The following is a 24,547-nucleotide window of genomic DNA, read 5'->3' as shown; positions in this document are numbered from 1 at the left end:
GACGACTCAACTTGTCGATCGCCTGAGATGTCTTGCCCCAAAGACGTAGGGGCACCCCCTCGCCTCACCCGACGGCATCGAGGACCTGGACGGATGGACAATCCATCGGCTACGGCACAGGGCCCTCACTCACGACGCTGAGGACGGAACCTTCACCCCGATGCTGCTGGCCCCCTCCAGCGCCTCCGTCCGCTCCGTGGCACTCAACCGAACGCCGCTTACGGCCAAGGTCCCGAGGACGACGCCGGTGCCCCCCAGCCGCAGGTCAGCGCGAAAGGGAGCAGCGGCGCGCAGACGCATCAGTCGGCAGTGCCCTCGTATCGGCCAGCCCTCATGGTCTGCTCGACGAATGTGCGGGCACGGGCCAACCTGCGTTTCGAGGACAAGAAGGGGCGACGTTCCTCACTGCTCTACGGGCTGTCAGGCGACGGTAACCCTGTCATCTCCCGGATTCCGCTGCCGGAGGCGATGAAGGCGGTCGCCTTCCGGGTATTTGCCGCTGGCGGCCGGGAGACGTGGACGGCGACCCCGGCACACCGCTGCGAGAAGTTCCCCGCTTCCACGACGAGATCAACGGCACCGGGTCCGATGTCGTGCACTACCGGGGAGAGCCGGGTCCGGGTGTGCTGCGGTACGAGGGACCGAGCATGATCCAGTTGGAGGCTCTGGATGACCGGCTCGCCTACCGGGTGACGTTGGTCGAGGGCAGCGCCGGGGAGCGCACGTTCCAATGGCCGGCCGCGGCTGCTGCCCCGTGCGCTCGGCCGAGCATGGGGTCTGCCCGCCGCGTGACGTGAGACGCGGGGAGATTGCTGCCCTCCGGCCAATCGTGATGCGCAAAGTGGCCAACTGGCGCCCCACAGACCACGACCCCAACGGCACCCGGCCTTGTCCGCGTCGGCCCGGACATCGGAAGTCCGATCACAGGAGCCCGTCTCCCTCACCGCCCTCAGCCTGGGTCCTCGGCATCCAGTGCGACCCGCACTCGGCATCCACAGGCACCGACATCACCCACCACGGCAACTGGCCCGTCAGGCTGGAGACTTCACTCCCTGACTTCGGAGCGACGCCCCCAGCCCCTGAGTCTCAGGCGGTTCCGCCGCGACGGCTCCTGAACCACCAGACGCCGCCGCCGAGTACGAGGACGCCTGCGCCGATGCCCAGAGGGACGGCGGCGGACATGCCGTCGTTTCCGTCGGTACTGTCCGCCGCCGGCTCCGCCGAAGGCGTCTCGGTGTCCGGCTCTGCCGAGGGGGCGGCGGTCGTGGGTTCCTCCGAAGGACTGGGCGTGGGACTCACCGGCTTCGCGCCGGCAGCTGCGGCCTTCAGGTCCAGTCGGGGCGCGGGGTGCCCGTGACCGTGGCCGTCCCCCTCGGACTGCTCTTCCAACTGGATCCAGCGGTCCACCCTGCCGTCGCTGTAGGACTGGAGGGTCTTGAACACCAACGACGTGACGTCGGGCAACTGCCTTACGGTGACGACGTATTCGACGTCCTCCCCCACCGGAAGCTTCTCGCCGGAGACCGTCCAGCCACGGCCGGTGGGGGCGAACTTCCAGCCGTCCGGGCCCTCCCCGTAGGTGATGTCGGCGGGGACGATGCCCTTCGGCAGGATCACCTCCACCTTGGTGATGCCGGCGGAGGCGGACTCCGATTCCGCGGAGAAGGTCAGTTCGACGTTCTGGTCGAGGGCCCGGGCGCCCTCAGCCTCAACCTCCGCGTGGGCCGCGGCCGGCCCCCCGGTGGCGAAAACGAGTGCGAGCGTGATTGCCGTGAGCGCGCCGGAGCGGCGCAGGATGCGGACCAAGGCAGGGCGATACACGGGGAACTCCTCTGAATGGATGGCGGGGAGGGTATGGCGGGAGGCAGGGCGGTCGCCTGGCTCGGACGCGATGGGCAGTTCGGCGTTCGTCCTGGGGCTCAGGCCGCGACAGCCACCGGTGTGCGGCACTCGGCGTCGTCGAGCGACTCGATCAGCGAGGTGCGGGCGCGGGCGACCCGTGAACGCACCGTGCCGATGGGGCAGTCGCTGGCGTCGGCTGCGTCCGCGCAGGGAAGGCCCACCAGTTGGGTGAGGACGAACGCCTCACGGCGATCGTCGGGAAGCGTGTCCAGCAGTTCGAGGAGAGCTATGCCGTCGTCGAATCCGGGCAGACCGCGCGGCTGAGCGCGTTCGGCGGCCGACTGCCAGTCGTCCGTGTCGGACAGGCGTGGGCGGGACGTGTTGTAGCGGATGCTGTCGATCACCGCGCGGCGGGCGATGGCCAGGAGCCAGGTACGGGCCGAGGAGCGGCCTTCGAACCGGTGCAGGCTGCCCAGCGCCCGCAGGAACGTGTCCTGGGTCAGGTCGTCGGCGTTCTGGTGGTCACCGCCGAGGGTCGTCACGTAGCGGTGGACGTCTCGGTGCAGGGCGCGGACGAACCGCTCGACGGCCTCGGGGTCACCGCTGCGGGCTGAGAGGGCCCAGGCTGTGGTCGACGCGTCGCGCGACACTTCACTCGGCTGTTCGTTCGCTTCTTCGCGCGAGGAGTTCATGGCAGGAGTGATCACCTGATGTGTGTCCTTCTCGGGAATCCGGATACGGCTGTCCGAGCCGGCGCACGCGGACAGCGGGCGGCACGGTACGAACCGATGCGGGTACGGGCGGCCGGGCACGGGAATGCGCGGCCGATACCCGAGGCGTGGAGCCGACAGGTCGTCGCCTCCGGAAACGGCCCCGGGGAAACCGGCTGTCGTCAGACGACGGCAGCGGTCCCGAGGGGCGGTCCCCGAGAAGTGATCGCATAGGTGAGGAGGAAGCCGTGCGGCGCTCGGTCGGAACGGTCCCGGCGGGCACGGGCCTGGGGACGGTGCGGCGGTACGGGCATGCGGAGGAGCAGACGGAGCGGCGCGGTCAGCCACCCCGCCAGCGCCCGCACAATGCGGAACGCGGCGCGCTCACCGTGGGCGAGCCACAGACCGCACACCAACGCGGCCAGCAGGTGGGCGGCGAGCATGCCGGTCGAGGACATTCCGCTCATACCCTGGTGGAGCGAGTGCGCGATCCCCTCATGGTCCATGCCGTCCGTCGTCGCCATGGAGTGCGTGGCGTGGGTGGCGCCCATCATGTGACCCAAGGAGTCCATGGAGGTCGCCATGGAGTCGCTTTCCGCGCCCGGCCCCGAGTGCGAAGCGCCCTGCAGATGGTTCATCCACAGCTGGACGAGCGACCCGCTTCCGGCCGATTCCGGCTGAACCACGGCCTGGGCGAGCGAGAACAGCGCGTGGAGTACGGCCTGCGCGACGACCGTGGCGGAGCCGACCAGAACCGGCCCGCGCTCCCAGCCGCCCCACCACCAGGCCGCGCCGCCGGTCACCACCGCTCCCGCCGCCATGGCCCACCAGGGCACCGCGGTCCCCGACATCATGACGTGCCCCAGGGAGGTGAGCAGCACACAGACAGCCGCGAACACGGCGGCCCTGAGCGTACGAGAACACCTCCCGGCAGTCATCGCGCCACATCCTCGCAGTCCATGCCTCACGCGTCACGAGAGAGTACGGAAATGCCCCTGGTCTCCCACTCATTCCAGCCGTTGTGATGCCCGTCACATCTCAGGACGGAACTCGCCGACTGGCTTGGCTCGATGGCGCCCGCCGTCGTCCAGAACCTTGACTGTGGTGATACAGCGCCGGCCACGCGCCAGTTGCCGGCGCGGGCCGACGCAGCGGCAGCGGCAGCGGCACACGGCCTGGCGGGGCGATGCCTTCGGTCCTGATGCCCCCTGTGCCGCGGCGAACCGCGACGCCTGTCCGCTGTCCACCCGAGAACGCCGCGCCACCCTTCGCCGTAGTGACTGTGCTCACACCGCGCGCGGGGAACTCGAGCCGGTGCCCTCTCGACTCCTCTTGTGGACCTCGCGCAGTTCAGCCACCGCGCCGGGAGTGTCGAGCAGTTGAAGGACAGACGCCCTGTCCCGCACTCCTGTCTCCACCTGACCCAGGCCCGCAGGCGTGTGACACCAATCCTGCGGTGGCGCCGGAAACCTCTCAGTCATCGGCCCAGGCAATGATGTGCCCGCCGATGGCCGCGGCGGCCGCCAGCACATCCTCCCGCTACCGCTCCGGCGAGGTTGCCGCCGCCTGCACACGCGACAGTCGACGTACTCCGAGCAGGCACTTTCCGCAGCCGTCGTACGGCCGCTCGACCTCGTCCGTGGTGGTACCGCGCATCTTTCTCCCGTTTCGACGCCAGAGCGTAAGGAGAATCGGCGGCCGCACCCAGGACGATCTTGGTCGTCCTAGGTCATCCCAGGAAACTCAACCGCACCTGACGGTTGGGATTAGAGATGTTCGTGTCCACCAGACACACCGACTGCCACGTCCCGAGCTCCAGCCGCCCGTTCAGCACCGGCAGGGTCGCGTGGGGTGGGACGAGGGCGGGTAGGACGTGGTCGCGGCCGTGGCCGGGGCTGCCGTGGCGGTGCTGCCAGCGGTCGTCTGCGGGGAGCAGCGTGTGCAGTGCGGCCAGGAGGTCGTCGTCGCTGCCGGCGCCGGTCTCGAGAACGGCGATGCCGGCTGTCGCGTGGGGGACGAAGACGTTGAGGAGGCCGTCGCGGCCGGCGGCCGACTCGCGCAGGAAGGACTCGCAGTCGCCGGTGATGTCGACGACCTTCTCCGTGGAGCCGGAGGTGATGTTCAGGACTCGGGTGGTGAAGACATCTGACATGTCTCCCATCCTGACGTACCCGCGGCGGTTCACCGGGTCACGTCGGACCGAGTGGCGATACCGGCGTCCACTGGACGAGACGCCGTTGACCGTGCGCATGCCACCTGGCTAGGTTCAGCCGCATGTTGCGTTCAGCCCTGCTCACCACGCGCGGTCACATCGACCTGCTGCGGGTGGCCTCCGCCGCGTGTCGCCGCGGCTGCTGACGCCCTTTTCTCTCCTCTCTGCATCCCCCTCAGCTCGCCTCGCCTTCGTGGCGCCTGTCCGCCGGTCGCCCCTGATCCCGCGGGCGCGGCGATGACGAGGCCTGCCTCCATCGGCCCCCGCTCTCCCCCTGTGGAGCCCCTTCATGAGCATCAGTCATGCCCCGCCGAGGTCATCGGCACCCGATATTCCGGCTAAATCAGCCTCTGATCTCGACCTCCAGCCCATCACACCCGCCTCCTCCCGTCGCACCCGCGTCCCCCGCTGGCTGCGCCGCACCACCGGCCCGGTCCTTCTGCTGGTGTTGTGGCAACTCCTCAGCGGCGCGGGCGCGTTGCCGCCGGATGTGCTCGCCTCGCCCGGCCGGATCGCCCAGGTCGCCGGGGACATGGTCGCCGATGGTTCGCTGCCCGCGGCCATGGGCACCTCGCTCCAGCGGGTCGCGGCCGGGCTGCTGTTCGGCCTGGTCGTCGGCACCGGACTCGCCCTGCTGTCGGGCCTGTTCAGGATCGGCGAGGACCTGGTGGACGCGCCTTTGCAGATGCTGCGGACCGTGCCGTTCGTGGGGCTCATACCGCTGTTCATCATCTGGTTCGGCATCGGTGAGGCCCCCAAGGTCGCCATCATCACGCTCGGCGTGACCTTCCCGCTCTACCTCAACGTCTACGCCGGGATCCGGGGCGTGGACTCCCAGTTGATCGAGGCCGGGGAGTCCCTCGGACTGTCGCGGTGGGGCCTCGTACGGCATGTCGTGCTGCCCGGTGCGCTGCCGAGCGCGATGACCGGTCTGCGCTACTCGCTCGGCATCGCCTGGCTCGCGCTGGTCTTCGCCGAGCAGGTCAACGCCGATTCCGGCATCGGGTTCCTCATGGTGCAGGCGCGGGACTTCCTGCGGACCGACGTGATCGTGGTCTGCCTGGTCGTCTACGCCTTCCTCGGCCTGCTCGCCGACTTCATCGTCCGCTCTCTCGAAAAGGTGCTGCTGCAATGGCGACCGACGTTCACCGGCCGGTGACCCCCCAGGCCGTCCATGTCGACGGGCTCACCCGCTCCTTCGACGGCCGTGCCGTCATCGACGACCTGCGACTGGACGTCGAGCCGGGCGAGTTCGTGGCCCTCCTCGGCCGCAGCGGCTGCGGCAAGTCGACGCTGCTGCGCATCCTCGCCGGGCTCGACCGCGACATCGAGGGCAGCGTCCTGGTGCCGCGCCGCAAGGCCGTCGCCTTCCAGGCACCGCGGCTGATGCCGTGGAAGAAGGTGTGGCGCAACGTCCTGCTCGGCCTGCCGGGCAAGCCCGAGCGGGCCGTCGCCGAGCAGGCCCTCGACGAGGTCGGCCTCGGCCACCGCTCGGACGCCTGGCCCAAGACCCTCTCCGGCGGCGAGGCCCAACGCGCCTCCCTGGCACGGGCGTTGGTGCGCGAGCCCGATCTGCTGCTGCTCGACGAGCCGTTCGGGGCGCTCGACGCGCTCACCCGCATCAAGGCCCAGCGGCTGGTGGGCGAGTTGTGGCAGCGCCGGGGGTGCGCGGTGCTCCTCGTCACCCATGACGTGGAGGAGGCCGTGCTGCTCGCCGACCGCGTCCTGGTGATGGACAACGGCGTCATCGCCCACGAGCAGCGCATCGACCTCGACCGTCCCCGCGACATCGCCGACCCGCGCTTCGCCGCGCTGCGCGCCGGACTCCTCGAACGCCTGGGCGTCGAGGCGACGGCAGCCGAGGCCGCCTGACCCGCCTCGCGCACCGCACCGTACGAACCGTACGGCCGAAGCCGCCTGACCTGCGCCAACCCCTCACGCACGACCCGTACAACCCGTACGACCCACACGAACGGAACCGCCATGCGACGACGCCTCGTCCCCGCCGCCCTGCTTCTCCCCCTCGCCCTTCTGCTCTCCGCCTGCGGCGGGAACTCGGCCGCCGGCACGTCGGACGGCGGCACCGACGGCCAGGGCGACGTCACGATCAACGTCGGTGACCAGAAGGGCGGTTCGGAGGCCATCCTGCGGGCCGCCGGGGAGCTGAAGAACCTCGACTACAAGATCAAGTGGTCGACGTTCACCTCCGGCCCGCCCCTGCTGGAGGCCGTCAACGCCAAGGCCGTCGACATCGGCGGTGTCGGCAACACCCCGCCGGTCTTCGCTGCCGGGGCGGGTTCGAAGATCAAGGTCGTGGCCGCGTGGCACGGCACCTCCAAGGGCGACACCATCCTCGTCCCGAACGACTCGTCCCTGAAGAGCCCCGCGCAGCTCAAGGGCAAGTCGGTCGCCGTCGCCCAGGGATCCTCCGCGCACTTCCAGCTCGTCGCGAACCTGAAGAAGGTCGGGCTGAAGCTGAGCGACGTCAAGGTCAAGTACCTCCAGCCGGCCGACGCGCTCGCCGCGTTCACCGCCGGCAAGGTCGACGCGTGGGCGGTGTGGGACCCGTACACCTCGCAGGTGCTCAAGGCCAAGCAGGGACGTGTCCTGTCCGACGGCGACGGTGTGACCAACGGGCTCACCTTCCAGGTCGCGGCACCGGAGGCGCTGAAGGACAAGAAGAAGGCCGCCGCCGTCAAGGACTACCTGGAGCGGCTGCGGCGCGCCTACACCTGGGTGTACGACCACGAGGAGGAGTGGGCGAAGGTCTGGGCGAAGGACACCGGGCTCCCCGAGGACGTGGCACTGGCGGCGGTGAAGCGCACCTACACCACCCGGGTCGAGGTCGCCGTCGACAAGCCGCTGATCGCCTCCGAGCAGGAGATCGCCGACACGTTCACGGCGCTGAAGCTCATCCCGCGCAAGGTCGACTTCGCCGACTTCACCGACACCCGGTTCAACGGCGACCTGCCGCCGTCGACCACCGCTCCGCGGCCCTCGGAAGGCTCATGACCTGACCCGACCCCGACCTGACCGTGCGGGAAGATCCACGCCTCCCGCACGGTTGGTAGAAATCGTGAACAACACGCGCGAGGTCGAGGTGGTCGTCATAGGCGCAGGTCAGGCCGGTCTGGCCGGCGCCTTTCACCTGCGGCGGGCCGGTTACGAGCCGGACCGCGACTTCGTCGTGCTGGACCACTCCCCCGGGCCCGGCGGCGCCTGGCAGTTCCGCTGGCCGTCGCTGACGTACGGCAAGGTGCACGGCATGCACGCGCTGCCGGGGATGGAGCTCACCGGTGCGGACCCGGAGCGGCCGTCCGCAGAGGTGATCAGCGATTACTTCGACCGCTACGAGCAGGCCTTCGAGCTGCGGGTGCGGCGGCCCGTCGACGTACGGGCGGTGCGCGAGGGTTCCGGCGGGCGGCTGCTCGTGGAGACTTCGGACGGCGTGTGGTCGACGCGGGCGCTGATCAACGCGACCGGCACCTGGGACCGGCCGTTCTGGCCGCGCTACCCCGGGCAGGAGACCTTCCGGGGACGGCAGGTGCACACCGCGCGGTATCCCGGGCCCGAGGAGTTCGCCGGGCAGCGGGTCGTGGTGGTGGGCGGCGGTGCTTCGGGCACGCAGCATCTGCTGGAGATCGCCGCGTACGCCGCGTCCACCACTTGGGTGACGCGGCGCCCGCCCGTCTTCCGTGAGGGGCCCTTCGACGAGGACGCGGGCCGGGCGGCGGTCGCACTCGTCGAGGAGCGGGTGCGGCAGGGGTTGCCGCCCAGGAGCGTCGTCTCGGTCACCGGGCTGCCGCTCAACGACGCGATCCGGCGGGGCATCGAGGACGGGGTGCTCGACCGGCAGCCGATGTTCGACCGGATCACGCCGACCGGGGTGGACTGGAAGGACGGTCGGCACGTCGACGCCGACGTCATCCTGTGGGCCACCGGCTTCCGGCCCGCGGTCGACCACCTCGCCCCGCTGCGGCTGCGCGAGCCGGGCGGCGGAATCCGTATCGAGGGCACGCGCGCGGCCACCGATCCGCGGATCCACCTCGTCGGCTACGGACCGTCGGCCAGCACAATCGGAGCGAACCGGGCCGGGCGTGCGGCCGTCCGCGACATCAGGCGACTGCTGACGCAGGAGCCGGTCGCGGCGTGACGGCACCATGACGTGACGTCGGCTGCGGGCCGTTCACGGCTGGTCGCGCGGTGCCCCGCTCCCCTGAGGGGCCGCCGCCGGGACCGTGCTCTTCACCTGGGCGTTGAACTCCGCGACATTGCGCTGGTGTTCCGCGTAGTCCGCGGTGAAGCGGGTGTCGCCCGGCCGGACCGTGACGAAGTACAGCCAGTCGCCCGCGGGCGGGTTGACGGCGGCGTGCATCGCCTCCTCGCCCGGATTGTCGATGGGTGAGGGCGGCAGACCCATGCGCTGGTACGTGTTGTAGGGGCTCTCGATGCGGGTGTCGCTGTCCGTCGTCCGCAGGGTGGAGCGGCCCAGCGCGTAGTTGACGGTGGAGTCCATCTGGAGCGGCATACCGCGTTCGAGGCGGTTGAAGACGACCCGGGCCACCTTGCCCATGTCGTCCGCGGTGGCCGCCTCCGCCTGGACGATGCTGGCGATGGTGACGGCCTGGTAGACGTTCATGGCGTTGCGCTGCGCCCCCGCGGCGATGGGCGCGCCGTTGAACTTCTCGTTCGCGGTGTCGACCATCCGCGCCAGGAGCTTCTCCGGCTTGGCCTTCCAGGGGAGCGGATAGGTCGCCGGGTAGAGGTAGCCCTCCGGGTTGCCCCGGGCGTCGTCCGGCAGTTTCGCGGCGGCCTTCGCGAAGGACTTCTTCGCGCTGCCGGGCGGCAGGGCAAGGGCCTTGTCGACGGCGGCGTAGACCTGGCTCGCGCGCCAGCCCTCCGGGATCACCAGGGTCGCGGTCCGGCCGCCGCCGTCCCCGGGGCCCAGGATCAGCAGCGGCACCGCCACGGCGGTGCCGACCAGGACGGCTCCGGTCGCGACGAGGACGATACGGCCCCGGCGCGTCAGTCGCATGGGGCTCCGTGGCGGAGTGTTCGTCTGCATGCGGGCACGGTAACCCGCATTTCGTCACAAACCTGGCATATCTTCAGCTTGTCGCTTCCAGTTGGGCATCCCGGCGTACGAGTGCCGCGTACCGCCCGTCCCGCTCCAGGAGTTCTGCGTGCGTGCCGCGTTCGACGGCGCGCCCCGTGTCGAGGACCACGATCTGGTCGGCATGCCGCACCGTGGACAGCCGGTGGGCGATGGTCACCGTGGTGCGGTCGGCCGACAGGGCGTCGATGGCCTCCTGGACGGCGGCCTCGGTCCGGGTGTCCAGGGCGCTGGTGGCCTCGTCGAGGATGAGGACCGGCGGGTCGCGCAGAATCGTGCGCGCGATGGCCAGGCGCTGCTTCTCACCACCGGAGAAGCGGTGGCCGCGCTCGCCGACGACGGTGTCGTAGCCGTCGGGCAGGGACGCGATGTGGTCGTGGATCTGTGCCGCCTTCGCCGCCCGGTACAACTCCTCGTCGGTGGCGTCGGGCCTGGCGAAGCGCAGGTTGTCGGCGACCGAGGCGTGGAAGAGGTACGTCTCCTGCGAGACGACGCCGACCGCGCGCGCCAGGGTGTCGAAGTCGAGGTCGCGGACGTCGACCCCGTCGAGGGTGACGCGGCCGCCGGTGACGTCGTAGAGCCGGGGCACCAGATAGCCGAGCGTGGACTTGCCGGCGCCGGTGGAGCCGACGAGGGCGAGGCTGCTGCCCGCCGGGACGGTGAGGTCGATGGCGTCGAGGACCGGGCCGCCCTGGTCGTCGTAGCCGAAGGAGACGTTCTCGAAGCGGACCTCGCCCTTGACGCGGTCGATGCGGACCGGGTCGGTGCGCTCGGTGATGTCGATGGGCAGATCGAGGTACTCGAAGATGCGCTGGAAGAGGGCGAGTGAGGTCTGGATCTGGACACCGGTCGACAGCAGGCTCACGGCCGGGCGGAACAGGCCCTGCTGGAGCGAGACGAACGCGACGATCGTGCCGATGGAGACCTGGGGGCCGCCCAGTTGGAGTGCCATGCCGGCGGTCCAGTAGATGACGGCGGGCAGGGCGGCCATCACGATCGTGATCACGGCCATGCGCCAGCGGCCGGCCATGTTCGACCGCACCTCCAGGTCGACGAGTTCCTCGGACTCGTCGGCGAAGGTCTTCGTCAGCGAGTCGGAGCGGCCCATCGTGCGGCCCAGCAGGATGCCGCTGACGGAGAGCGACTCGGTGACCGTGGCGGCCATGGTGGCCATCTGCTTCTGGCGCTGGGTGGTGATCCTGCGGCGCTCCTTGCCGACGCGGCGGCTGATCCACACGAACACCGGCAGCAACAGCAGGGATACGACGGTCAGGCGCCAGTCGAGGGCGATCATCGCGACGATCGTCGCGATGACGCTGGTCAGATTGGAGACCAGGGAGGTCGCGGTGGAGGTGACGGTGGCCTGCATGCCGCCGATGTCGTTGGCGATGCGGGACTGCACCTCGCCGGTGCGCGTACGGGTGAAGAACGCCAGGGACATGCGCTGGAGCCGGCCGTAGACGGCGGTGCGCAGGTCGTGCATGACGCGCTGGCCGACCGTCGTGGAGATCAGGGTCTGCAGCACGCCGAAGACGCTGGTGAGGACGGCGCTGAGGATCATGCCGAGGGCGAGCAGGCTGAGCAGGCCGGTGCGCCCCTCGGGGATCGCGACGTCGAGGATCTCCTTCAGCATGAAGGGCGTGGCGACCGAGACCAGCGAGGCGGCGCCGACCAGCAGGCCGACGATCGCGAGACGGCCGCGGTAGGGGCGGAAGAGTCTGAGGATGCGGCGGACCTGCCGGGGCTGTTCCTTCGAGCCGTCGGGTGGGGTCCAGGGGGTTTCGTGATCGGGAGGCATGGGCTCCTTCGAGAGCGGTACGGCACCGGCGGGCGCCGGGCGGGTCGGATCGTAGCTCATTGTTACCTATACTCACAATGAACTGCATCCTGATATTGTTCCCGTATGACCACGCCCGATCCCGACGGCCTGCTCGCCGAGCAGTTGCTGCGGCTCACCCGCCGGGTGCATCGCATCCAGAAGCGTCATCTGGAGCAGCGCGACCTCGGTATCACCCCGGCTCAGTCCCGGCTGCTGCGCACCCTCGCGCACTGGGGTTCGCCGCCGCGCATGGCCGATCTGGCCGAGCGCCTGGAGGTGGTGCCCCGGGCCGTGACGACGCTGGTCGACGCGCTGGAGGCGAGCGGGAAGGTGCGGCGGGTCCCGGACCCGGTGAACCGGCGGGTCATCCGCATCGAGCTCACGGACGACGGCCATGGCGCCCTGCGCGAGCTGCGGGCGGCCCGCAGATCGGCCGCGGAGGAGATCCTCGCACCGCTGACCGGGGATCAGCGTGCGGCGCTCGGGGGGTTGCTGGACACGCTGATCGACGGGGCGCCGATCGGGCGGTGCTGAGGGCTTCGCCGATCAGCGGGGAGGCGGAGTGGCAGTACTCAGGGCTTCGCCCTTCAACCAGGTTTCGGCCGGGCGGAGTTGAGAGCGTCACCGACCAGGCGGGCCGGGGCCCTGCGGCGCTCAGCGCCCCGATCAAGCCGCGTACGAAAACGGGCCGCGGCCGCCGCTCGTGCTGCTGGAGCGGTGGCCGCGGCCCGTTCGGTTTCGGTCAACCGACCTCGGGGGCGGGCTCCTTGGGCTTCTGGGTGGGGATGCCCGACGCCGGGGTCTCGGCTGTCGTGGGTGCGATCGCCGGGGTTTCGGCGGCGGCATCCTTCCCGCCGCCGTCCTCGTCGCCGCCCTCCGGCGGAGCCGCGTAGTCACCGTCGAGCGTCTTCTTCGCCCGGTCGGTGTCCAGGGCCCCCTCCCAGCGGGACACCGCGAACACGGCGACGCAGTTGCCGAGCAGGTTCGTGACGACGCGCATCGAGTCCATGATGCGGTCCACGCCGAGCAGCAGGGCGACCGCTCCGGCCGGAATCGCACCCAGGGAGGAGGCCGTCGCGGACAGGGCGAGGAACGCAGAGCCGGGGATGCCCGCCATGCCCTTGCTGGTCAGCATCAGCACCAGGACCACGGTGACCTGCTGACCCAGGGTCAGATCCACGCCCACCGCCTGGGCGATGAACAGCGTGCCGATGGACAGGTAGAGCGAGGCTCCGTCGAGGTTGAACGAGTAACCCGTGGGCAGCACGAGGCCCACGGCGTCGTCGCGGGCACCGGCCCGCCGCAGCTTCTGCATCACCCTCGGCATGACCGCCTCGGTGGACGCGGTACCGAGCGCGAGCAGCATCTCCTCGCGGATGTAGCGCAGGAACTTCCACAGGCTCAGCCCGGTCACCAGGCGCAGGGCGACGGCGAGCAGCACGATGAACAACGCCGCCGCGACATAGCAGAGCACGATGAGCTTGGCGTACGTCTTCATCACGCCCAGCCCGTAGTTGCCGACGAGGTGGGCCATCGCACCGAACACGGCGATCGGCGCCAGGCGCATGACGAAGCCGACGACCGCGAAGATGACCTCCTGGGCCTGGTCGATCGCGGGCAGGATCTTCGGCACCTTGGTGTGCCCGAGGTGCAGCAGGGCGGCGCCCACCAGGCAGGCCAGGATCAGGACCTGGAGCAGCTCGTTGTCGGCGAAGGCGCCGACGAAACTCTCGGGCAGCGCGTGGAGGAGGAACTCGGTCGTCGAGGGCAGATGTTCGCCGCCGGTCGTCTTCTCCACGGCGGCCGCGTCGAGCGAACCGGGGTCGACGTTCATGCCCTTGCCGGGCCCGACGAGGTTGGCGGCGAGGAGACCGATGACCAGGGCGACCGTGGAGGCGACCTCGAACCAGATCAGGGCCTTGACCCCGATCCGGCCGAAGGCCTTCAGATCGCCGGCCTTGGCGATGCCGACGACGACCACGCAGAACACCAGCGGTGAGATCACGGTCTTGATGAGGCGGGTGAAACCGTCGCCGAGCGGTTGGAGAGCCGTGGCCGTGTCCGGCCACAGCTTTCCGACGACGATTCCGAGGACGAGCGCGCAGAGGACCTGCGCGAAAAGTGAGGTACGCAGTGTGCGTGCGACACGTCGCGGCAGAGACGGTACGGACGGTGGCACGAGGCCTCCTTGGGGGACGGGCTACACAGAGGCCGGAGGGGACTTCTGCGATACGGAAAGCTGCTTCCGTAACCGAACACTTTGGAGGCTGTCTTGATCGCGCACAAGACCGCAATGTTTCGGACACGTAAAAGTGGCTTAAGTGACGCATGTCACACTGGCCACACCGCTCCCGTCAGCACCGGCCACACCGCTCCCCTCAGCACCGGTCGCGGTCGCCCGTGAGCACCCCCTGAACCGTGGTCAGCGTGCGGTCGTAGCAGCCGCGTGAGCCGTACAGCCGGTAGCGCTCGCTCGTGGTGCCGACCGCGTGCCGCTGGTCGCGGGGCACGTTCGCCGTGTACGTGGCGTCGCCCGTGTAGGAGTCGTCGAGGCGCGACCAGGCGGTGCGCCGCCCGCCTCGCGTCTCGACGGTGGTGGCACGGTCGCCGAGGGCCAGTACGGTGCGCAGCCGGTCGCCCGCCCCGAGGGTGGTCGTGCCGTCCATCGTGTAGGTCCGGTGGGTGCGGGTGCTGCGGGCCGGTCCGCGCCCGTCGACGGTGACCGACTCGTCGTCGGTCCAGACGGCCCCCAGACCGTCGTTCGTCTCGCCGTCGGTCCAGCGGTGCTCGGAGGTGTGGGCGAGCGAGCGGCCGACGGTCGTCGTGACGCGGCCGTGCGAGGTGTCCACGTATCCGGCGACGGTCAGCCGGTGCGCGCCCTCGGTGTCCACGCGGTGCTCCGCGCCGGGCGTGTAGTCCGAGGTGTCGGTGAGGTCGCCCTCCCGGTGCGCGGTGAGCTTCCCGGTGACGTGGGCGCGCCGCTCGTCCTGCCAGACGAGGACGTTCACGGGAGTGCTCCAGCCGGCCTGCCCCTCCGGGACGCCGACGACCGAGACCTCGACGCGGTGCGGCCGGCCGTCGTTGAGGAGCCCGGCGAAGGGGGTGAGGTCGTAGGTGATCGGCTTGATGTCGAAGGCGCGCGGGCCCGGGGTCACGTACCAGAGGAACGGGTTGGACCAGCCGCCGGTCCACACGGTCGGGAACGGCGTGGCGATGCCCGCGAGCCGGCCGTCCACACGGATCTGGACCTCCCGGTAGGGGCCACGGCCCGCCTTGCAGGAGTAGGGCGCGGGGTCGGGCACCGAGAGGTACCAGTACTCCTCGCAGCCGCCGCCCGAGCCGGTGGCGTACACCTCGGCGACGATGCGTTCGCTGTTGCGCGGGGTGGTGAGGGCCGAGTCGTCGTCGAGGGTGAGGACCCGGTCGGGGCTCTTGCCGTCCGGGCGGCCCTCGTAGAACGTCAGCGTGACCTTGACGTCGAGGACGCCCGTGTAGGTGTCGTCGACGACGTTGCCGATGAGCATCTCGACGTCCTGGCGCCCTCGGAAGGTGTCGCCGTAGCGCGTGACGTCCTTCTCCACGGACCACTCGATGCCGTCGGGCGAGGGCTGCGGCGTCGACGTACGGAAGATCTCCACGCCGCCGACGTGCAGATAGCCGAGGCGGTCGTACTGGCGCCCCTTGACCTTGCCGTCGAGCCGCAGCACCACCTTGCTCCAGCGGTCGCCGCAGTCGCCGGGCGGGGTGTACGTGCCCCGGTACGGGGTGAAGTCGCGGAACTGCGCCTGGGCGACGGTGACTTCGCAGGACTTGCCCGACGGCTTGGCGACGGGCGGGGCGGCGGTGACCGGGTCGTGCCAGTCGGTGCCGAACTCGGCGGGGACGTCGGCCGCCCGGGCGGGACCGGCTCCGAGGAGGGTGCTCGTCAGGAGGGTCGCCCCGGCAAGCATGGACATGACGATCCGTCTCTTCATGGCCGGTGTTCTACGGGGAGTCCGGCGCCTGTGCAATGAGCAACTGCCCGTCGAGACAGCGCTGTTCCCACCTCTGTCGGCCGGTTCCGGTCGGTATGCCGCCCGCCCACCGTAAAACCGGTTGCCTCCGACCACGCCGCGACGCGAACCTGTCACGGTTTGCTGCCACCGGCCGAACCCTCCATACCCCCTGACACGAGCCACTGGGACGTCATGCAGATTCAAGACCTTCCCTACGCCGACCCCGGCGTGCCGGACGCGCGTTCGGGTCCCCGATTCCTGTGGTGGCTCTTCCGCAATCAACTGGGCGGACAGCTCAAGTCGCTGGCCTGGGGGCTGCTGCACTTCGCCTCCGTCGCCGCGCTGCCGTTCTGCGTCGGAGTCGCCGTACAGGCCGTCGTCGACCGCTCCGGCACACGGCTCGCCCTGGCGGGCGGGCTGTTGGCGCTGGTCTGCGTCACCAACGCGGTCGGCGACACCTTCCTGCACCGCACCGCCATCACCAACTGGATCACGGCGGCCGCCCGCGTCCAGCAGCTGCTCGCCCGCAAGGCGGCCCAGCTGGGCTCGGCGCTCACCCGGCGCGTCGCCGCCGGTGAGGTCGTGGCCGTGTCCACGGGTGACGTCGAGAAGATCGGCTGGTTCGTGGAGGCCCTGTCGCGGTTCACCGCCGCTCTGGTCACCATCGTGCTGGTCTGCGTCGGCCTGCTCGTCTACCAGCCCGCGCTCGGCGTGGTCGTGGCCGTCGGCCTGCCCGTGCTGGCGCTCGCCGTGCTGCCGCTGCTGCCCCGCGCCACCCGGCGGGCCGACACCCAGCGCGAGAAGGCCGGACGCGCCACCGAACTCGCCTCGGACACCGTCGCCGGGCTGCGCGTGCTGCGCGGCATCGGCGGCGAGGAACTGTTCCTCGACCGCTACCGCAGCGCCTCCCAGGAGGTCCGGCACGCGGCCGTGCGCAGTGCCCGGATGTGGTCCCTGATCTCCGCGATCCAGGTCCTGCTGCCGGGGCTGCTGCTCATCGCCGTCGTCTGGCACGGCGTGCAGCTGGCCCGCCAGGGCCGGATCACCGTCGGCGAACTGGTCACCGTCTACAGCTCGGTGATGGTCCTGACCTATCCGCTGCGGCACTTCGAGGAGATCGCCATGGCGTACTCCTTCTCGCGGCCCTCGGCCAAGCGGGCGGCGGGCGTGCTGTCGCTGGAGCGGGCCACGGACACCGCCGGGTCCCGCGCCGCCGAGGCCCCCGCCGGAGACCTGTACGACCCGGACACCGGGCTGCTCGCGACCCCTGGCCGGCTCACCGCCGTGGTGTGCGGCGACCCGGACGCGGCGGGCCGGCTGGCGGAACGGCTGGGCGGACACCCCTCGCAGGAGGGCACCTCGGTGCTGCTCGGCGGTGTGCCGCTCGACGAACTCCCGCTGGACTCGGCCCGTACGGCCGTCCTCGTCCAGGACAAGGACCCGGTGCTGCTCTCCGGCTCGCTGCGCGAACTGCTCGACGTACCCGCGTCGGGTGCCGTGGAGCCGCGTGAGGCGCTGGCCGCCGCGCAGTGCGACGACGTGCTGGCGGCGCTCGTACAGGGCTCGCTGGACGCCGCCGACCCCATGGACGCCCGGATCACCGAACGCGGCCGGTCCCTTTCCGGCGGGCAGCGCCAGCGGCTCGCGCTCGCCCGGTCGCTGATCACGGACCCGGAGGTGCTGGTCCTGGACGAGCCGACCTCGGCCGTCGACTCGCACACCGAGGCACGGATCGCCGAGGGCGTGCGGGAGCTGCGCGCGGGGCGCACGACCGTGGTGTTCACCTCCTCCCCGCTGCTGCTGGACCGCTCCGACCGGGTCGTGTTCCTGCACGACGGCGAGGTCGCCGCGGTCGGCGCCCATCGCGAGCTGGTGCGCACCGAGCCCCGCTACCGGGCGGTCGTCACCCGCGAGACCGAGGACGAGGCCGCCCTGAACGGCGAAGCCGACCTGACCGACGTACTGGCGGAACTGGAAGAGATCGAGGAGAAGGCATGATCGGCGTCGCGCCACCGGCGTACGACCCGGCCGCCCCGACGACGGCGAACACCCTGCCGGTCGGCGCCCCCGCGACCGTCCGCGCCTACGCGGGCGAACTGCTGCGCCGGCACCGCCGGGCGTTCGTACTGCTCATCACCGTCAACACGGTCGCCGTCATCGCCTCGATGGCCGGTCCGTGGCTGCTGGGCGGGCTCGTGGAGAGGGTGTCCGCGGGCACCCGGGACCTGCGGCTGGAACTCACGGCGGGGCTGTTCGTGGCCGCGCTCGCCGTCCAGGCGGCGTTCGTCCACCAGGTGCGGCTGCGCGGCGCGATGCTCGGTGAGCGGATGCTGGCCGATCTGCGTGAGGACTTCCTCGTGCGGTCGGTCGGGCTGCCGCCCGGCGTGCTGGAGCGGGCCGGGACCGGGGACCTGCTGTCGCGGATCACGACGGACATCGACCGGCTGGGCAACGCCATGCGCGAGGCCGTGCCGCAGTTGTCGATCGGCGTGGTGTGGGTGGTGCTGCTGATGGGCGGGCTGGTGGTGACGGCGCCGCCGCTGGCGCTCGCCGTGCTGCTCGCCCTGCCGGTGCTGGTGGTCGGCTGCCGCTGGTACTTCCGGCGGGCGCCGGCCGCGTACCGCTCGGAGTCCGCCGGGTACGCCGCGGTGGCCGCCGCGCTCGCCGAGACGGTGGACGCCGGGCGTACGGTCGAGGCGCACCGCCTCGGTGATCGCCGGGTGGCCCTCTCCGAGCGCCGGATCAAGGAGTGGACGGCCTGGGAGCGCTACACGCTGTGGCTGCGGTCGGTGCTCTTCCCGGTCTTCAACGTCACCCACGTGACCGTCCTCGCCTCGGTCCTGCTGGTCGGCGGTGTGTTCGCCCTGCGGGGCTGGATCGACGTCGGGCAGCTCACGACGGGGGCGCTGATCGCCCAGATGCTCGTCGACCCGGTGGGCATGATCCTGCGCTGGTACGACGAGCTGCAGGTGGCCCAGGTGTCGCTGGCCCGGCTGGTCGGGGTCCGGGACATCGAACCGGAGGCCGGCGACTCCTCCGTGGCGCCCGAGGGACGCCATGTGCGGGCCGACCGGGTGCACTTCGGCTATCTGGAGGGCGTGGACGTCCTGCGCAAGGTGTCCCTGGAGGTCTCCCCCGGCACCCGGCTGGCCCTGGTCGGGCCCTCGGGTGCGGGCAAGTCGACGCTGGGCCGGCTGCTCGCCGGGATCTACGCGCCCCGGGACGGCCGGATCACCCTGGGCGACGCCGAGCTGTCCCGGATGCCGGCGGAACGCGTCCGCGCCCATGTCGCGCTGGTCAACCAGGAGCACCACGTCTTCGTCGGCTCCCTGCGCGACAACCTCCGCCTCGCCCGGACCGACGCGGTCGAGGCCGAACTCTGGGCGGCGCTGGGCGCGGTCGACGCGGACGGCTGGGCCCGGGCTCTCGACGACGGCCTGGACACCGAGGTCGGCTCCGGCGGCCTGGCGCTCACCCCGGCCCAGGCCCAGCAGATCGCCCTGGCCCGCCTGGTCCTCGCGGACCCGCACACGCTGGTCCTGGACGAGGCGACGTCCCTCCTCGACCCCAGGGCCGCCCGCCACCTGGAACGCTCCCTGGCCCGCGTCCTCGACGGCCGCACCGTCGTAGCCATCGCACACCGCCTCCACACCGCCCACGACGCGGACGTCATCGCCGTCGTCGAGAACGGCCGCATCAGCGAACTGGGCAGCCACGAGGAACTGGTGGCGGCGGAGGGGGCGTACGCGGCGTTGTGGAGGTCTTGGCACGGGTGACGCGCGCCGGACCTGCGGTGTGGGGGCGGCGATGGGTGGGCCTCGGCTTTTTTGGGGGGGCCGGGGCGCCCGGGCCGGGGATGCCGGGGCCGGGACGCCCAAGTCGGGGACACCGGGGCTGGGCGCTGGGGCCGGGACGCCTAAGCCGGGAATACCGGGGCCGGGGTGTCGGTGCCGGGGCCGGGGCGCGCTGAGCCGATGGCGCCGCGGGCCGTAGCGCGAGGCCTGAAGCGCCGAGGGCCAGGGCGCCAGGCCGAGGACACCGAAGGCCGGAGCACGAGGCCTGAAGCGCTGCGGGCCCGAAGATGCCGAAGGCCGGAGCGCCGAGGGCCAGACCGCGAGACCGAAGACGCCGAAGGCCGGAGCGCGAGGCCGAGGGCGCTGAGCGCGGGGCCTTCGGCCCGGCCGTCGCCGGGAAGTCGACGCGTCCGGACGGCCGACCCAGCTCGGCATGTCCGGAGTGGTCGGCCACGCGGCGACGGCCGGGCCGGGCGGCCGGGACCCACACGGCCCTTGGCCGGCCGGCAGCCGCCGATCTCGCGGACACGGCCGCCGTCAGCAGGGGTGACCAGCCCACTCGCCCCGCCCCTGGGCGATAGACAGATCGGGATTCCACCCACCGGGCGGAGGGCCCCGGCGTCTGCGGCAGGCCAGAGTCCTCAAGGGCACGGCCGAGCCCCCGGCAGGGGCCCGTGGCGTTGCGCGGGGACGAGGCCGGGTGGAAGGCTGGAATCAGGCACCGGCTCGGGGAACGCCCGGGAACCGGAGCGGTTCGGCGGCGGGCGGCGTCAGTGCTCCGTGCGGCGGCGGCCCGGCGCGGGCCCCGGTGAGAACGGGCCCGTCCCCACCCCCTGGAGGTACCCGTGAACAGGTCCGACGGTTGGGGAGACGATGTCTACCAACCGGATCAAGACGAGCAGCGAGAGGACACGGGGCTGCTCGACGCCGAGGACACCCTGGTGGACGACGGCGTCGACGATCCCCTGGACCGGGGCTGGTCCCCTCCCGAGCGGCCCTGGGCCGTCGAGCACCTCGGTGTGACGGCGGCCGAGCGGCACGCGGGCGAGACGCTGGACCAGCGGCTCTCCGAGGAGCTGCCGGACGCCGCCGCCCCCGACGGTGACGGCCTCGGGGACTGCCAGGGCACCGACGGGGAACTCCTGGACAACGAGGTCGGCGACGCCCGCTCCGGCCGGCTCGTGGCACCCGACGAGGGCGCGCACGAGGACGAGGAGAGCGCGCTGGTCGCCATGGACGTGGGCATCGACGGCGCCGCGGCGTCGGCCGAGGAGGCCGCCGTGCACGTCGTCGACGAGGACACCCTGTCCGGCTGAGACGAGGAGCATCCATGCAGCAGGACCAGCACCCCGACTACCACCCCGTCGTCTTCCGCGACCGGACCGCCGGATACGCCTTCCTGACCCGGTCCACCGCGACCAGCGGCGAACGCATCGAATGGGACGACGGCGAGACCTACCCCGTCGTGGACGTGGAGATCTCCTCGGAGAGCCACCCCTTCTACACGGGCAAGGCCCGCACGGTGGACTCGGAGGGCCGGGTCGCCCGGTTCGAGCGGCGGTACGGCGGCGCCTGAGCCCCGCCTTTCAGGCCCGGGGCGCGCTCAGATGAAGTTGAGCGCCGCCGCGCAGCCCACCCCGCCGAGCAGCATGAACACCGGCATCAGCACCCTGAGCTCGACCCAGCTGCCCGCCCGGAACCGCAGGGCCTTCGGCGGCCCGAGCGGGTACCAGCGCTTGCGCCCCACGGGTATGGGCCACAGGATCGGGCACCCGGACACGGTGAGCGCGTCCCCGATGTCGTGGACGATCGCCCCCAGCACGACCGGCAGCCCCAGCCACAGGTACTCCTGCCCCGGCGCCGCGAACAGCCAGTCCGCGCCGTTGCCCGGCTTGTCCAGGACACCCGCGAGGATCCACGCCGTGGTCGCGGCCAGCAGCCACACCAGGACATCGCTGCTGGAGCCGCGCGCCGCCCGCCACAGCAGACCCTCGATGGCCAGGACCATGTGTACGAAGAGGATCGCCAGCACGCCCCAGCGGTCACTGGTGATCGCCACGACCGAGGTGCCCGCACCGATCAGGACCGCCCACAGCCAGGTGTGCGTGAGCGTCCGGTGCCCCCCGGAGCGGCGCGGGTCGCCCGGCTTCCTCGTCGCCTTGTAGACGGCGTACGACAGCTTGTCCACGATCTCGCACAGCCAGCGTGAGAGCGGTCCGAAGGACCGGGAGATGGTGGCGGCCTTGTGGTCGAGGTCCGGGGCGAGCGCGGCACCGGCGCAGATCAGGGCACCCACGAGGAGGACCGGCCAGGGCATCGGGTGCCCGGCCGCGGCGGCCGCCGCGCCGACGCCGAGCCAGGCGGCGGCGCCCGACAGTGAGTGTGCTGGTCCCATCATGGCCGTTGCCGCCCCATTCCTCGTGTGCCGCTGTCCAGTTGACCGGGTGCGCTGACATGTCGTCGGCGACCCAGCGTAGCGTTCGTGATCTTCGAGCCCGCAGCCGATTCCCCCATCGGGCATCAGGCCAGGCAAGATGGGGGCGTGACCCTCATCGATCAGCTCCCGCGGACCCCCGACCCCGATGCCTTGTACGAAGCCTTCGAGTCGTGGGCCGGCGAGCGGGGTCTCACGCTCTATCCCCACCAGGAGGAGGCGCTGATCGAGGTGGTCTCCGGCGCGAACGTGATCGTGTCGACACCCACCGGTTCCGGCAAGAGCATGATCGCGGCGGGTGCGCACTTCGCCGCGCTGGCCCGCGACGAGGTCACCTTCTACACGGCTCCGATCAAGGCGCTGGTGTCGGAGAAGTTCTTCGAACTGTGCAAGATCTTCGGCACCGAGAACGTCGGCATGCTGACCGGCGACGCGTCCGTGAACTCCGACGCCCCCGTCATCTGCTGCACCGCCGAGGTCCTGGCGTCGATCGCGCTGCGCGACGGCAAGGACGCGGACGTCGGCCAGGTCGTGATGGACGAGTTCCACTTCTACGCGGAGGGCGACCGCGGCTGGGCCTGGCAGATCCCGATCCTGGAACTGCCGCAGGCGCAGTTCGTGCTGATGTCGGCGACGCTCGGCGACGTCTCCTTCTTCGAGAAGGACCTCACCCGCCGCACCGGCCGCCCCACCGCGGTGGTCCGCTCGGCGACCCGCCCGGTGCCGCTGTCGTACGAGTACCGCTACACCCCGCTCACCGAGACGCTGACCGACCTGCTGGAGGCCCGGCAGGCGCCCGTCTACATCGTGCACTTCACGCAGGCGCAGGCCGTGGAGCGGGCGCAGGCGCTGATGAGCATCAACATGTGCTCGCGTGAGGAGAAGGAGCGGATCGCCGAGCTGATCGGCAACTTCCGCTTCACCACGAAGTTCGGCCGCAACCTCTCCCGCTACGTCCGGCACGGCATCGGCGTCCACCACGCGGGCATGCTGCCCAAGTACCGCCGCCTGGTGGAGAAGCTGGCGCAGGCCGGTCTGCTGAAGGTCATCTGCGGCACGGACACGCTCGGCGTGGGCGTCAACGTCCCCATCCGCACGGTGCTGTTCACGGCCCTCACCAAGTACGACGGCACTCGCGTACGCACCCTGCGGGCCCGGGAGTTCCACCAGATCGCGGGCCGCGCCGGGCGGGCCGGTTTCGACACGGAGGGCTTCGTCGTCGCGCAGGCGCCCGAGCACGTCGTGGAGAACGAGAAGGCGCTGGCCAAGGCGGGCGACGATCCGAAGAAGCGCCGCAAGGTCGTCCGCAAGAAGGCGCCGGAGGGCTTCGTCGCCTGGTCGGAGCAGACCTTCGAGAAGCTCATCGGTTCCGAACCGGAGCCGCTGGCCTCCCGGTTCCGGGTGACGCACACGATGCTGCTGTCGGTGATCGCCCGCCCCGGCAACGCCTTCGAGGCGATGCGCCGCATGCTGGAGGACAACCACGAGCCGCGCAAGCAGCAGTTGCGGCACATCCGCCGGGCCATCGCGATCTACCGTTCGCTGCTGGACGGCGGCATCGTCGAGAAGCTCGACCAGCCGGACGCCGAGGGCCGCATCGTCCGCCTCACGGTGGACCTCCAGCAGGACTTCGCGCTCAACCAGCCGCTGTCCACGTTCGCGCTCGCCGCGTTCGAACTGCTGGACCCCGAGTCCCCGTCGTACGCCCTCGACATGGTGTCCGTCGTGGAGTCGACGCTCGACGATCCGCGGCAGATCCTCGCCGCCCAGCAGAACAAGGCGCGCGGCGAGGCCGTCGCCCTGATGAAGGCCGACGGGGTCGAGTACGAGGAGCGCATGGAGCGGCTCCAGGACATCACGTACCCCAAGCCCTTGGAGGAGCTGCTCTTCCACGCGTACGACACCTACCGCAAGAGCCACCCCTGGGTCGGCGACCATCCGCTGTCGCCGAAGTCGGTCATCCGTGACATGTACGAACGGGCGATGTCCTTCACGGAGCTGGTGTCCCACTACGAGCTGGCCCGCACCGAGGGCATCGTGCTGCGCTATCTCGCCAGCGCCTTCAAGGCCCTGGACCACACCGTCCCCGACGACCTCAAGTCCGAGGATCTGGAAGACCTGATCGCCTGGCTGGGCGAGATGGTGCGCCAGGTCGACTCCAGCCTGCTGGACGAGTGGGAGCAGCTGGCCAACCCGGCGGAGATGACCGCCGAGGAGGCCCAGGAGAAGGCCGACGAGGTCAAGCCGGTCACCGCGAACGCCCGCGCCTTCCGCGTGCTGGTCCGCAACGCCATGTTCCGCCGGGTCGAGCTGGCCGCCCTCGACCAGGTCGAGACGCTGGGCGAGATGGACGGGGAGTCCGGCTGGGACGCCGACGCGTGGGGCGAGGCGCTGGACAAGTACTTCGACGAGTACGAGGACCTCGGCACCGGCCCCGACGCCCGCGGCCCCAAGCTGCTGCTCATCGAGGAGGAGCCGGAGAACGCCCTGTGGCGGGTCCGGCAGATCTTCCACGACCCGAACGGCGACCACGACTGGGGCATCAGCGCGGAGGTCGACCTGACCGCCTCCGACGCGGAGGGCCGTGCCATCGTCCGCGTCACCGACGTCGGCCAGCTGTGAACGGCC

Annotated in this window: 21 protein-coding genes; 12 read left to right on the top strand and 9 right to left on the bottom strand. The window is 71.1% G+C overall.

The genetic code is table 11. From position 1 onward, the window contains the following. The first annotated feature begins 515 nt into the window (after positions 1-515). The gene (locus KJK29_RS33730; protein ID WP_215122947.1) at positions 516-797 is read left to right on the top strand and encodes a hypothetical protein; all 282 of its coding nucleotides are present in this window, start codon (positions 516-518) and stop codon (positions 795-797) included. Positions 798-1,086: 289 nt separating this feature from the next. Here the strand turns inward: KJK29_RS33730 and KJK29_RS33725 are convergent, their stop codons facing one another. The 4 genes from KJK29_RS33725 to KJK29_RS33710 all read right to left on the bottom strand — a co-directional run bounded on the left by KJK29_RS33725 (position 1,087) and on the right by KJK29_RS33710 (position 4,704). Next, positions 1,087-1,821: a DUF1775 domain-containing protein gene (locus KJK29_RS33725; protein ID WP_215122946.1), complete on the bottom strand. Its 735-nt coding sequence runs from the start codon at positions 1,819-1,821 to the stop codon at positions 1,087-1,089. Positions 1,822-1,919: 98 nt separating this feature from the next. Beyond that, complete coding sequence (locus KJK29_RS33720; RefSeq protein WP_370869178.1) at positions 1,920-2,549, bottom strand: sigma-70 family RNA polymerase sigma factor; 630 nt, start codon at positions 2,547-2,549, stop codon at positions 1,920-1,922. 185 nt (positions 2,550-2,734) lie between these two features. Next, positions 2,735-3,490 carry a hypothetical protein gene (locus KJK29_RS33715; RefSeq protein WP_215122945.1) on the bottom strand — a complete coding sequence of 252 codons (756 nt, stop codon included), beginning with the start codon at positions 3,488-3,490 and terminating at the stop codon, positions 2,735-2,737. A 791-nt stretch (positions 3,491-4,281) separates the two neighbouring features. After that, complete coding sequence (locus KJK29_RS33710) at positions 4,282-4,704, bottom strand: secondary thiamine-phosphate synthase enzyme YjbQ (protein WP_215122944.1); 423 nt, start codon at positions 4,702-4,704, stop codon at positions 4,282-4,284. 122 nt (positions 4,705-4,826) lie between these two features. On the opposite strand from KJK29_RS33710, the gene KJK29_RS39460 reads away from it, so the two are divergent. From KJK29_RS39460 to KJK29_RS33690, 5 genes are all read left to right on the top strand, one after another. Next, on the top strand, positions 4,827-4,910 hold the full coding sequence (locus tag KJK29_RS39460; RefSeq protein WP_349817350.1) for a putative leader peptide: 84 nt from the start codon (positions 4,827-4,829) through the stop codon (positions 4,908-4,910). Positions 4,911-5,053: 143 nt separating this feature from the next. Further along, complete coding sequence (locus KJK29_RS33705) at positions 5,054-5,923, top strand: ABC transporter permease (RefSeq protein ID WP_215122943.1); 870 nt, start codon at positions 5,054-5,056, stop codon at positions 5,921-5,923. Beyond that, on the top strand, positions 5,896-6,636 hold the full coding sequence (locus tag KJK29_RS33700; protein WP_215122942.1) for an ABC transporter ATP-binding protein: 741 nt from the start codon (positions 5,896-5,898) through the stop codon (positions 6,634-6,636). The genes KJK29_RS33705 and KJK29_RS33700 overlap by 28 nt, the downstream gene beginning before the upstream one ends. 111 nt (positions 6,637-6,747) lie before the next feature. Further along, entirely contained in the window at positions 6,748-7,776 is a 1,029-nt protein-coding gene (locus tag KJK29_RS33695) for an ABC transporter substrate-binding protein (protein WP_215122941.1), read from the top strand. 64 nt (positions 7,777-7,840) lie between these two features. Further along, positions 7,841-8,917: an NAD(P)-binding domain-containing protein gene (locus tag KJK29_RS33690; protein ID WP_215122940.1), complete on the top strand. Its 1,077-nt coding sequence runs from the start codon at positions 7,841-7,843 to the stop codon at positions 8,915-8,917. Positions 8,918-8,950: 33 nt separating this feature from the next. Here KJK29_RS33690 and mltG read toward each other — a convergent pair whose 3' ends face one another. Next, positions 8,951-9,829, bottom strand: coding sequence for an endolytic transglycosylase MltG (mltG, locus tag KJK29_RS33685; RefSeq protein WP_215122939.1), 879 nt, complete (start codon positions 9,827-9,829; stop codon positions 8,951-8,953). Between the two features lie 43 nt (positions 9,830-9,872). After that, positions 9,873-11,675, bottom strand: coding sequence for an ABC transporter ATP-binding protein (locus KJK29_RS33680; RefSeq protein ID WP_215122938.1), 1,803 nt, complete (start codon positions 11,673-11,675; stop codon positions 9,873-9,875). 105 nt (positions 11,676-11,780) lie between these two features. Here KJK29_RS33680 and KJK29_RS33675 point away from each other — a divergent pair, with 105 nt between their 5' ends. Then, positions 11,781-12,230, top strand: coding sequence for a MarR family winged helix-turn-helix transcriptional regulator (locus KJK29_RS33675; RefSeq protein WP_215122937.1), 450 nt, complete (start codon positions 11,781-11,783; stop codon positions 12,228-12,230). Between the two features lie 208 nt (positions 12,231-12,438). Here KJK29_RS33675 and KJK29_RS33670 read toward each other — a convergent pair whose 3' ends face one another. Both KJK29_RS33670 and KJK29_RS33665 read right to left on the bottom strand, forming a co-directional pair. Then, complete coding sequence (locus tag KJK29_RS33670) at positions 12,439-13,875, bottom strand: cation:dicarboxylate symporter family transporter (RefSeq protein ID WP_215122936.1); 1,437 nt, start codon at positions 13,873-13,875, stop codon at positions 12,439-12,441. Positions 13,876-14,074: 199 nt separating this feature from the next. Then, complete coding sequence (locus KJK29_RS33665) at positions 14,075-15,670, bottom strand: peptide-N4-asparagine amidase (RefSeq protein WP_215122935.1); 1,596 nt, start codon at positions 15,668-15,670, stop codon at positions 14,075-14,077. Between the two features lie 213 nt (positions 15,671-15,883). On the opposite strand from KJK29_RS33665, the gene KJK29_RS33660 reads away from it, so the two are divergent. The 4 genes from KJK29_RS33660 to KJK29_RS33645 all read left to right on the top strand — a co-directional run bounded on the left by KJK29_RS33660 (position 15,884) and on the right by KJK29_RS33645 (position 21,061). Further along, positions 15,884-17,689 carry an ABC transporter ATP-binding protein gene (locus tag KJK29_RS33660; protein WP_215122934.1) on the top strand — a complete coding sequence of 602 codons (1,806 nt, stop codon included), beginning with the start codon at positions 15,884-15,886 and terminating at the stop codon, positions 17,687-17,689. Next, positions 17,686-19,467 (top strand): ABC transporter ATP-binding protein, encoded by a 1,782-nt coding sequence (locus tag KJK29_RS33655; protein WP_215122933.1) that lies wholly within the window; start codon positions 17,686-17,688, stop codon positions 19,465-19,467. Before KJK29_RS33660 ends, KJK29_RS33655 begins: the two co-directional genes overlap by 4 nt. Positions 19,468-20,330: 863 nt before the next feature. After that, positions 20,331-20,801 (top strand): DUF5709 domain-containing protein, encoded by a 471-nt coding sequence (locus KJK29_RS33650; protein WP_215122932.1) that lies wholly within the window; start codon positions 20,331-20,333, stop codon positions 20,799-20,801. A 14-nt stretch (positions 20,802-20,815) separates the two neighbouring features. Continuing rightward, positions 20,816-21,061 (top strand): type B 50S ribosomal protein L31, encoded by a 246-nt coding sequence (locus tag KJK29_RS33645; protein ID WP_215122931.1) that lies wholly within the window; start codon positions 20,816-20,818, stop codon positions 21,059-21,061. Positions 21,062-21,088: 27 nt separating this feature from the next. Here the strand turns inward: KJK29_RS33645 and KJK29_RS33640 are convergent, their stop codons facing one another. After that, positions 21,089-21,883, bottom strand: coding sequence for a metal-dependent hydrolase (locus KJK29_RS33640; RefSeq protein WP_215122930.1), 795 nt, complete (start codon positions 21,881-21,883; stop codon positions 21,089-21,091). Positions 21,884-22,027: 144 nt separating this feature from the next. Here KJK29_RS33640 and KJK29_RS33635 point away from each other — a divergent pair, with 144 nt between their 5' ends. Next, positions 22,028-24,541, top strand: coding sequence for a DEAD/DEAH box helicase (locus KJK29_RS33635; RefSeq protein WP_215122929.1), 2,514 nt, complete (start codon positions 22,028-22,030; stop codon positions 24,539-24,541). Positions 24,542-24,547: the final 6 nt, after the last annotated feature.

Origin of the sequence: Streptomyces koelreuteriae, from assembly GCF_018604545.1 — a bacterium.
GTDB classification, from domain to species: Bacteria; Actinomycetota; Actinomycetes; order Streptomycetales; family Streptomycetaceae; genus Streptomyces; species Streptomyces koelreuteriae.
The sequence above is the reverse complement of the archived record's forward strand: the minus strand, read 5'-3'. Positions and strand labels throughout refer to the sequence as shown.